This window comes from Paraburkholderia sp. CNPSo 3076 (genome assembly GCF_026343935.1).
GTDB lineage: Bacteria > Pseudomonadota > Gammaproteobacteria > Burkholderiales > Burkholderiaceae > Paraburkholderia > Paraburkholderia nodosa.
The window spans coordinates 1-10,678 of sequence record NZ_JAPMAL010000075.1; the positions used below are offsets into that span (position 1 = coordinate 1).

The 10,678-nt window shown below is 55.6% G+C and carries 7 protein-coding genes and 2 pseudogenes; 6 read left to right on the plus strand and 3 right to left on the minus strand.

Features of this window, described 5'->3' with window-relative positions; all coding sequences use genetic code 11:
• From M3A49_RS41000 to M3A49_RS41010, 3 genes and pseudogenes are all read right to left on the minus strand, one after another.
• Nucleotides 1-174, minus strand: a pseudogene (locus M3A49_RS41000) (IS5/IS1182 family transposase); the annotation flags it as partial.
• Between the two features lie 1,050 nt (nucleotides 175-1,224).
• Nucleotides 1,225-3,288 carry a phosphocholine-specific phospholipase C gene (locus tag M3A49_RS41005; protein ID WP_323183566.1) on the minus strand — a complete coding sequence of 688 codons (2,064 nt, stop codon included), beginning with the start codon at nucleotides 3,286-3,288 and terminating at the stop codon, nucleotides 1,225-1,227.
• A 691-nt stretch (nucleotides 3,289-3,979) separates the two neighbouring features.
• Nucleotides 3,980-4,225 carry a Tn3 family transposase gene (locus M3A49_RS41010; RefSeq protein WP_165979569.1) on the minus strand — a complete coding sequence of 82 codons (246 nt, stop codon included), beginning with the start codon at nucleotides 4,223-4,225 and terminating at the stop codon, nucleotides 3,980-3,982.
• Nucleotides 4,226-4,462: 237 nt separating this feature from the next.
• Here M3A49_RS41010 and M3A49_RS41015 point away from each other — a divergent pair, with 237 nt between their 5' ends.
• From M3A49_RS41015 to M3A49_RS41040, 6 genes and pseudogenes are all read left to right on the plus strand, one after another.
• On the plus strand, nucleotides 4,463-4,744 hold the full coding sequence (locus M3A49_RS41015; protein ID WP_323183567.1) for a hypothetical protein: 282 nt from the start codon (nucleotides 4,463-4,465) through the stop codon (nucleotides 4,742-4,744).
• Nucleotides 4,735-5,202, plus strand: a pseudogene (locus tag M3A49_RS41020) (transposase); the annotation flags it as partial. The gene M3A49_RS41015 and the pseudogene M3A49_RS41020, both read left to right, overlap by 10 nt.
• Nucleotides 5,203-5,566: 364 nt before the next feature.
• A complete protein-coding gene (locus M3A49_RS41025) occupies nucleotides 5,567-6,343 on the plus strand; it encodes a transposase (RefSeq protein WP_266233856.1) in 777 nt (258 codons plus the stop codon).
• A 571-nt stretch (nucleotides 6,344-6,914) separates the two neighbouring features.
• Nucleotides 6,915-8,030, plus strand: a complete 1,116-nt coding sequence (locus tag M3A49_RS41030) for a glycerophosphodiester phosphodiesterase family protein (RefSeq protein WP_266233857.1) — start codon at nucleotides 6,915-6,917, stop codon at nucleotides 8,028-8,030.
• 32 nt (nucleotides 8,031-8,062) lie between these two features.
• Nucleotides 8,063-10,414: a pectinesterase family protein gene (locus tag M3A49_RS41035; protein WP_266233858.1), complete on the plus strand. Its 2,352-nt coding sequence runs from the start codon at nucleotides 8,063-8,065 to the stop codon at nucleotides 10,412-10,414.
• 55 nt (nucleotides 10,415-10,469) lie between these two features.
• On the plus strand, nucleotides 10,470-10,678 hold a 209-nt coding region (locus M3A49_RS41040), incomplete at its 3' end, for a transposase (RefSeq protein ID WP_266233859.1).

The window sequence follows — 10,678 nt, forward strand, 5'->3', positions numbered from 1 at the left end:
GGGAGACGTCGCCGGTCGACCCTTGCGCGATACAAAGCTTTCGCTCATTGATGCGCCAAGTCGCTCCCAGTTGATGAGGTCGGCCAAACGTATCAACGGATGCTTCAGGTTGATCTGTTCGCGCAGCGGTTGGCGGAAGAAATCTCCCTCCGTCACAGGCGTCTTCGGACCCATCCGCACCTCATCGAAAAATGCAGGATTCTCACGTTAATGTGCCAGGTTCCTGCAGATCTCACAACACCATTTTGGCCTCAAAGCTCTGCCGCACAAGGCTCTCTGAATTGTTCAGGTTCGACTACTGACACGCAAAGTCGCGTATCACGACCCGCAGATCGACTATCAGGCCATCGGCGCGAAGAAAAATGCACCCCGCTGGATCAAGCAGTTGAAGGCGATCGGCCAATGGCCGGACGAGGCCTCAGCCTCTGTCACCACCTAACCGTCGCCACAACGAGGGGTCGGGCATGGCGATATTTTTACTCGCGGGCCACGCGAGGGGGCATGCACATGCCCGCACTACCCAGCTTTCACGGTAACGAGATGCTCTATACCGTAACGGTTCTGACTTCGGGTCGATAGAACTCCAAATGGGGCCAGGCGGAACAGCGGATATTGAAAGGCTGAACACCGCCGGATAGCTAAATGCAATATCTGCAGAACCAAAAAGCTCGTTATTGCAGAATTTCTGTACCGCGTCCGGCCCCGAAACCAGCGTGAGAACTGCCGAATCTTGAACGAGTTCTCGGAGTTCGACTGGATTTTCAGCTCCGCGATGCTTAGCGTCCCCACGCGAACAAGGGAAGCGCCGCATCACGATAGACGAGGCTGGTCTTGACGTCTTCGTCACTTTCGCCGACGGTCGAGCAGCAAATCGCAGGCGCCCAGGACCACCTGCGGACGAGCGAACGCAAACCTTCCTTATGCGCCGAGAAGGCAGCGTTCGATGCCGTTGCTTGGCATGTCCTTGTCATCGTGCCGTCGCTTCCACCCCGCCCAAGAGGAATAGCCGTATCGGTCAGATTTCGGCTACCCATGCTGAGGTTTTGCCGGGATTCGTTAAAACCTCGCCACATCTCCGCCTAAACTGCTGAGTTTAATACGAAAACCATGAGAATCTAGCCGATCTGCTGGCTGGCTACGGCAACAAAATTCAAACCAGTTTTCGATAAACTCTTAGCAGAGCTATCCCGCAAATCAGCGGAACTACAACTGCATTACAACACCTTACGAGGCCATGGCCGGATCGGTAATGCTATCTGCACCGGTTTCGACGTGACCAGCAACCTTGCACATGAAATTGCTGTTTTCCTTAAGGGTGATGCTGAAGTTGTACCAACTCATGCTCGCGGTGAGATCGATCGGCAGTTCAACGGTTTGACCCGCCGGAACCCTGGTCGTCTGCGGCGCCATCTTGTAAGCGTTGTCGCTGACCGTGGCATTCACATCGCCCGAACCAACGTTAATCAGCGAGAGGCGGATCGAGCCATCGCTACCGTAGCACGTTTCAACTTGCAGGGCGGCGCTGGTGCTCGGAGTATCAACATACTCGCGAACGAAGCCGTTGGGACCGGTGACGCGCAGATCGTATGCACCGCTGGTTAATGTCCAGAAATCATCCAGGGTCTTGCTGTCTTCAACCGTGTAGTACTTTGGTGCATTCGACAGGTTCAGACGGTCAACAACGCGGTAGCACACTCCGACACCACCCGTGTTACCGAAGTGCACTGCAGGGCCACCACCGGTGACCGCGCACTTCGCGAACAGCTCATACGGAATTGCACGTGCCGGACGAGTGCCGGACTCAACCACCGGCTTGCCGGCCGGCGTTGCCGGTGGCGTCGGAACAGGTTTGTTGATATTTGCTGCCGTCACAGCAGCAAAATCCACGGCGTTAGTTGGCAGCGACACTGACATACTGATAGTCGGAGCCGAAGTCGGGAAAACATCGTTAGGCGTCTTGAAGTTAAATGCCGAAGTCAAGTCACCGCAAACTGCGCGACGCCACGGGGTGATGTTGCCGCAGTGCACGCCAAATCGCCGTTCAATGAAGCGGATCAGCGAAGTATGGTCGAACGTCTGCGAGCAAACATAACCTCCACGACTCCACGGCGAAACGACAAACGTCGGCACACGATTGCCCAGACCGAAGGGGTTGCCGTCGCCAGGGTTGATTTCGTCGCTCGTTTCCACGGTGCTCAAACCGTTGGCCGACGTAGCCGCAGGGCGCGGTGGAGCCACGTGGTCGAAGAAGCCGTCGTTCTCGTCATAGGTTACGATGAAGGCGGTCTTGCTCCAAACATCCGGATTCGACGTCAGTGCATCCAGAATACGTGCGATCCACTCGACGCCGTATGCTGGCGGCCACAGTGGGTGCTCACAGAAAATTCGCGGAGCGAACAGCCACGAAACCTGCGGCAGCGTATTGGCCAGCACGTCTTGCTTGAATTGCGCCAGGGTTCGCGGGTTGACGCCACGGTCGTACAGCGGATTGCCCGGCAGAGCATTGACGAAATTCTGGAAGGCGAGAAGCACGTTCATACCGCCATCGCTGTTGTCGTTGCTCGTCTTGTCGGTGCCTTGACGGTACGCGCCCCAACTGATGCCTGCATTTTGCAGCGATTCAGCATAGGTCACCCAGCCCGGACCGTACATATTGCCCTGACCATTGGTGAACTGGGTAATGTTGTTGTTATCGATAATCGGCCCAAAGCCGCCGAGACCATGCGGATCGTTACTGCCGGTCAGCATGTACAGACGGTTCGGGCAGGTCGGGCCGGGCATCGATGCGTGGTACGCGTCGCACACAGTAAATGCATCAGCCAGGGCGTAGTGGAACGGAATGTCCTGGCGGTTGATGTAACCCATCGTTGCCCCGCCTTTCGCCAGGACCCAATTATTCATGCGGCCGCCATTGTTGGCAGCTTGACTATCCGGCCACGAGTGCGGCAGACCCTTCCAGATCGGGAAGTTAGTGTTGTCGGTATCAATGTGGAACGGCGTAACGATCCCACCATTGCGGTCCGGCTGAGACCAGATATCCGAGGTTACCGACGGGTCGTTGAAACCACGAACGCCGGACAGCGAGCCCAGGTAGTGGTCGAACGAACGGTTCTCGAGCATCAGAATAACGATGTGCTCAACGTCATTGATCGTGCCGGTACCGTTGTTTGCCGGAGTAGCCAGCGCGCGTTGGATAGCCCCAGGGAAAATAGTCGACGCGACTGTCGTACCCGCTGCGGCTGCCGCAAGACGCATGAACTGGCGGCGACTAATTTGCATGTGTTCCATTAGTTCGAGCACCTGTAGGTTTGCGCGCGGGGCGTGCTGGTAGCTTGGGCGCCGCTGTCAAGGCCTTTCCCCGAGCATGCCGCGAAACATAAGGCGATAAGGATGGCTGCCGCCATCTTTATCATCAAAGATTTTCCAGTCATTATTTCCCTACGAGGTTGGTTGGTTAAAATAAATTATCGATCGCGTTCGACGGTGGCGGAATCATCCGCAGCACGCCGCTGACTGACCACGCTTCAGCCTGTGCGATGCTGTAGTACGCACCGTTGGCGATCACACAGTCCACATTCACACCGACCGCCAGTATGCTTTCAGACCGGCCTCATTGGACACGGTGTCTTCCGTGAACACGATCGAGTGGACGTTCATCTCCGGATCGACAGATGGACCTTGCGCCACGGCATCCGACTGGCATCGCGTCCGTATTTCTGACGGTACCATTCGCTGGTCCGGCCGAAATTGACAAACTTCAATCTTTCTTGTCGTCATGACTTTTTAGCAGTCCATAATGATATCTGCATGGCAGATTGTGCGCATGACTCGGGGACAACGTGGTTTGCTAGACCTTCGTTGTAAGAGACTTGCACTCTTTACTCCTTGCCGGTCTCCCGGCGCACTGACGATTTTACTTCGCTGTAGGGGTTGTAAGCCGGAACCGCAGAAATTTTGGAAGTCCTTTGATTTCAGGTGGTTAGAGAAGGTCGAGACCCGCAAGCATGGCCGCGATGTCGATCGGGTTCTCGTTGCGAAACGTGTAATGCCCGAGGAAGTGGATGTGCCGCCACGCCACCGGAGAAATCTTCTTCAGCATCGCGAGCGCCTTCTCATTTCCCTCCCGCTGGTAGCGTTCGAGCAGTTGTGAGAGCAGTACCGAGTTGAAGGCGGTCACGACATTGGCCAGCAGCCGGCCGCACTCGTTATTGATCGCAATGTCCAACTGATTGCGGGTTTTCCGAAGGGGCCGAATTTGTCTGCGAGCCCCACCGGGAATGGCTTTCGGAGCTGGCGAGGGGGGAGCGGTTAAAGTGAGGGCTTTGCGGATGCGAAAATGGCTGCAAACCATGGCCGGCAGGCGATTCCCACGAAATTGAGTGAAGCGCAGTTCGGGCAATATGTCTTGCCGCACCTGAGCCGGGGCCGGCGCGGCCCGCCGCCGACGTTGCCGTTACAGAGGATGTTCAACTACGTCCTGAAGGCGCTCTATATGGGGTGTCAATGGAAGAGGCTGCCGATCGAAACGGATGCAAAGGGGCTGCCTGAAATCCACCACACCCGCATCTACCGGATCATGCGACGCTGGCAGGCTGACGGCAGCATCGACCGGGTCTTCGCGGGCTCGGTCGATCAACTGCATCGGGACCCGCTCCTCGACCTCGCGAACATCCATGGCGACGGCACGACCACAGCGGCAAAGAAAGGCGGCGACAACCTGGGCTACAGCGGGCACAGCATCTGAAGGGCGACAAGGTGGTGGCCTTCTGCGATCGCAACTGCAACATCATCGCGCCATTCGTGACGGCGCCGGGCAATCGCAACGAATCACCCCTGCTGCGTGACGCGCTGCCCAAACTCACCGCCATGGCGCGCGCCATTGGTGCGAACCTGCAGGGCTCAACCGTCAGTCTGGATGGCGTCTACGACTGCCGCGAAAACCGCCGTGCGATCTTCAACCGCGGCATGAGGCCCAACATTCCCGAGAACCCGCGTGGGCGCAAGGCACCGAAGCGCGGTCGCAGACGGCATTTCGACGCGGCCATCTTCGCGGAGCGCTTCAGCACCATCGAGCGCGTGTTCGCCTGGGAGGACACCTTCCGCCGCCTGCTGCTGCGCTTCGAACGCATCAGTGCCGTGCACTACGCGCTCAAGACGCTCGCCTACACGATGATCAACCTGAGGCACTACTGCCGCAGCTGATCGCGGCCCTCAGGGCGGCCTGTCGCTACTTCGCCGGCGCATTGCGCCATGGCCGCGCGCGTCGTTACCATGTCGATCACTTCGCAAATCAGACTTCCGCTTCGCGTTGCCTGTCTTGCCAACTCATGCATTTCATGAAACATATGCATTACTGATCAAATGCAACTTCAGTCTGCTTGAAACCCGCAATCAGTTGGCAAAGATGCTACGGGTTGTGTAAAAGCGCAACTTCATGGTCATGAAGCCAGCTTGAATAATGTCATATAAAGCCAGACTAAAGACGGGTGAACCGCGCAAGCGCAAGAAGCCGGGGTACCGGGTGACGAACGCGCGGGCGTATAACCAGAGCCTGAGAAAGCGCGGCATGATCAGCCTGTATGTGCCGGGCGGCGATCTGAAGGCGCAGCTTATCAACGCAAAGATCCGTACGCCGGGCGTGTCGGGGCGTGAGCCGACCTACACCACGGCGTACATCGAGCTGATCTTTACCTTCTACCGGCTGTTCGGCTGGGGGATGCGGCAGATCACCGGCTATATGGAGGACTACTGGGAGACTCGCGGGCTGGACATCCCGGTGCCCAGCGCCAGTCAGCTGGGCGAACGGTTCGCTTCACTGGAGGTGAGCGTCACGCAGCGTTGCGAACAGTTGGCCCGACGTCTCGCGCGCGGCGAGACGATCAGTCCCATCGTCGACAGCACGGGATTGAGCTTTGGGCGGGCGAGCCAGTGGTACGAGGGAAAGTACGGTCAGAAGGCCGCGCGCACGCCGTGGCGCAAGATGCATCTGTCGATCGACGCTGACATGAACGTACACGCGATCCGCATCACCACTACAGAAGTATCGGACAGCGAAGGAATGGACGCCGTGCTGCCCGCTGATGTGCCGATGGATCGGGTGATTGCCGATGGCTGGTACTACAGCATCGAGCGTACCGAAGCGCTTTCAGGCGCGGGCGTGACGCCCGTCATCCCACCGCCGTCGTACACGGCGAGGAGCGAACCCGCCGGCATGACCCGATCGTCAGATACATCGAGGACAAAGGCATCTATGCATTTCACAAGAAATACGGCTACGGTGTGCGCTCGCTGGTCGAGGCGCAGATCTCGCGCATCAAGCGCTGCATCGGCGAGCGCCTGCTGACGCAGGAGCTTGCGTCGCAGGAAGGCGAAGGCGTAATCATCGCCAACCTGCTGAACCGGTGGAACGCCTTCGGCAAACCGGTTTGCGTCAAAAATGCATAGTCGCGTCCATAGCACGGGAACTCGTACCCATCCGGACAAAGCCACTCGCCGAGCTGCTATCCGGCTATGGCTCCAAATTTCAAGTCAATTTCTCGTGAACACTTAGATCGCACTTACAAATGAATCAATATTAGAAATTCTTAATCGCATAGAAAAACATTTTATATCAGTGCGACTGGCAATTAGTGATACCGTGGTATTTATTTTTGCATCGCATGGAGAATCCGGTTTTTTTCGCCCTTGTGCGCGGCAATGAATTTGCGCAATTATAGCCATCCCCGTCTGGCCATTGATGGCCGTCGGTGCCGACATGGATGATGGTCGTTGACGATCGGAAGTCAGAGATCTACACGTTCACTGGGCGGAGTTGCAGAGATTTAGCTCTTAACGGACTTCTAACGCGATATTGAGAACAGGAAATACTGAAAATTTCCTTGTTTTGTTATCAGTGCGGCAATGGAGGGCGCGGCATGAATATAAAGATATTCGCAATATCCATGATTATGTCTTTTACGCCAGTAGCTGCCAGAGCGGATACTCCTTTACCGGTGATACCCTCCAGCTACGTAGTCGACAAAATTACTCAAAGGATGTTCGAGCCATCGAGTACCTCTTCCGATCTTGTCCTACTGTCCGCCCACCGCGGATATTGGGAAATATATCCTGAGAACTCGTCTTACGCCCTACAAGATGCTTGGAACCGCGGATACGAAACTGTTGAGATCGATGCACGATTTACCGCCGATAAACAGGTGATTATCGCGCACGATTTTAATATAGACCGTATTTCGACAGGATCTGGCGCGGTGAGCAGCCTAACATATTCGCAACTTAAGCAGGTCGACCTGAAGGATCGGCATGGAAAAGTGTTTTCAGATGCAAATGGGAATAAAGGAAAATTCTTGGGCTTCTCAGAGGTTTTGGATCTTCTTGAACAGTACGTCACCTCAGACGGTCTAGGTTATGTCGTTATTGTTGACATCAAGACGGCGCCCGGCGGGTCCGGCCTGGAAATCATGCAGAAACTCCTAGACCTTATAGCTGCCAAAAATAATCCCTCACTAAGCAAGGCCGTTGTAATCAAAATTAACGCGAGAGATGCGGGTGATCTCGGGTCTGTACTGAGTCGAACTACATACAATCCCAACGTGAACGGCGGCTTGGTTCTCGTAGAAAATCCTGACGCCGACAACGTCAAGATATCAAATTATGATCCCAATCAGGACGTTAACTACGGTCAGTGGAACACCGCGCCATTCCCTATACAGTTCGAGATGAATCAATACTATAGAGGTGATGGTCTCGAAAATTACTTCCATTATGCAGATCAGCAAAAGGGATTTGCTACGTATATAGAAAGCAATCTATTTCCAGAAGGAGTGGCTACCGCAGCCGGAATGTGTTGCGTAGCTCACATCACGGACCCGAAGTCTACAGCGTCGGCCTCAATCATTCCGGATTATCGAGGTGATCCGGAGATGGCAGTTATAAATCCTACCAACCTGATAACAACAGACTCGGTCGATGCAGTAGGGGATATGCTGCAGGCATTGGGGCGACGAAATATCAACTTACTAAAGCGATAGATTATTCCTGTCTTTTACAAGGTGGCTCCGTCATGTCAAAGCTTTTTAGACTCTTTGTGCTGCATGGCACTGCAATTGCTGGGCTATATATAACCGCAGCATCCGCGCAGACATGCTCCAACGAAGCAGAATGCCGGCAATCGGCAGGTGCCAAGCAAATACAGTTGCTAACGCCTGTTGTAGTGCCAATACAATATGACTATCCAAAACTAATTATCCATAATCATGGGCCAGATTTCGACACGGACTATCAAGTTCCTAACGGAACAACGATAGTTTACGACTTCTACACGGATCGCAATTCCTTCAACCTTCCCAGCCAGACGTCGATTATCACGAACGAAATAGCGCGGCTCGATCCAGCGAAGGGTTTTACAATTCTCGTTATTCACCGGACCCGTGATAACTTCGCAGCGGGCGGGGGCGCATCGGTCTCGCTACTCAGTTCGGCGGATAATACGGCTTATGCCTCCTTCATGCTTGGGTCTCAACCAAGTGCGACAGGGCAGAAGTGGTCCTTTGGTAAAAGCTTGCTGCAAAGTAAGCGTCCTCAGACAGCTTACTGGCAAAAGCCTTGGGACATGAACATTCTCGGACCAACCGGAAGCTTCTCAGGTACCGAATGGGTTTATTACACGTTTACGCCGGACGGTAAGGTCAAAATCGATCTGTTTGCGCCATATACATACTCTCTTGCCTTCACGGCGTATCAGTGGGATGAGGCGGTACTTGACAGCGGCTTCCCGCACTTTGCGTACGAGGCTGGAGGGCCAACCTCACGACCAAATCAAGCTCCGTTCGGCTCTGTTGGCCCCTTGATGGTTGGTGCCGTGAATGCGCCTGGTCAAGGTTCTCCGACCCTTACTCCAGTCCAGGCTTTGCCAGGATTTGAACGTGCGGTCGTGTTCTCAGGGCCATTGTCCAATCGTGAGATAGTTGCCTTTCAAAAATCACTCAAGGGCAGCCTGTTTCTCGATGTCGACATGCTTCCCTGCAACAGCGGCGCTTTCCTCGCCGGAGAAATCCGCACGCCTTGTGGCAAGGGCAGTCCGGGCAATCCTCCCGCCGATGTCAGTAGCATCACTCCAGTTGGGCTAAATACCAATGTCGATCCCAAAGGGGTTATCCTAGCTGCCAACGACGGAGGGGGAGGTAGTTTTTCGACGATCAAGGCCGCAGTTGACGCGCTTCCGCCAAGCGGCGGCGTGATCCGAATCCCACCTGGTGTCTATACCGAGACATTGGACATTACGAAGCCGAACGTGAAGCTGATCGGCACCGGCACTGACGCATCGCAGGTTTTGATCACCGGCAATCACTCGGCGAACGCGACCGATCCGGGGACTGGGCAACCGTATGGAACGGCTGGCAGCTACACCGTGGCTGTGGTCGCCAACGATGTCTACCTCAGCAATCTCACCATCCGGAATTCAGCCGATTACGAAGCTCCCGATTTTGGCGCCAAGGGCCAAGCTGTAGCCTTACGCTCGAACGGAGACCGGGATGTCTATCGAGCGGTACGATTACTTGGTGGCCAGGATACGCTGTACGTTAATGGGCCGGGGCGAGCTTATTTCAGCAATTGCTACGTCGAGGGAAATGTCGACTATATCTTCGGTAATGGTAAAGCAGTGTTTGATGGTTGCACTCTCAAGACCAAGATTCATGACAGCCTGATCGGTGAAGCGACGATTACCGCACAAAAGCGTGAGAGCGCCAGCGAGGATAGCAGCTTCGGCTTCGATCACACGAAGAGCCCATATATGTCGAACGCTTGGCTAGGCCGTCCGTGGGGAAGTCACTCAACCGTCTACTTCCTCAACTCCACGATGGGACCGCAGCTCACCAGCGATGGCTGGATCGAGTTCATCCCGCCGCTGAACGGGCTGCCGGGCACTAACAATCTGCCGACCTCCACCTATCGTGAATACAATACGCGGTATGCCGACATGAATGGCCAAGGGGCTGCGCCGTTCGATATCGGCCAGCGCGAGACGACGTCGCCGAAGAGCAACGTCGCGCTGAGTTCGGCGGAGGCTGCCGCACTAGCACCTGACATTTATCTGGCTGGCACCGACGGTTGGCAACCTACCTTGGTGAGCGACGCAAGTCCGAACCTTGGGCAGCAGGTGCCAATTCCCACTCCAGCCGCCGGGGTCCCCCAAGCCCCGCTGATCTCCGCAGCGGTCGGCGGCAACGGCAACGTGCAGGTCACTTGGGCTGGCCAACCTGCCAATCCCGCAGAAACGGGTTATGTCATTACTGCGCGGCAACATGGCAAGAGTTGCGGACCGTTCCAGCTGCCGGCTTATGCTTATAGCGGGTATGTCGAAGTTGCCTTTAATGGCTCTGAGGTGGCTTCGAGAATTCGGACAGTACGTTGAGTGGAAAAGCTGGGGCGTGAGTCGGCCATAATGGCCGGCAACAAGGAACCAGAAGATGACGAAACGAAACCGACGGACCCACTCGCCAGCGTTCAAGGCAAAGGTGGCCTTGGCAGCGCTCAAGGGGGACAAGACGCTGGCAGAGCTGGCCCAGCAGTTTGATGTCCATCCGAACCAGATTACGGACTGGAAGAAGCAACTGCAGGAGCGGGTTGCCGATGTGTTCGACACGGGCAACTCGGCGCCATCGGCACCGCCAGTCGA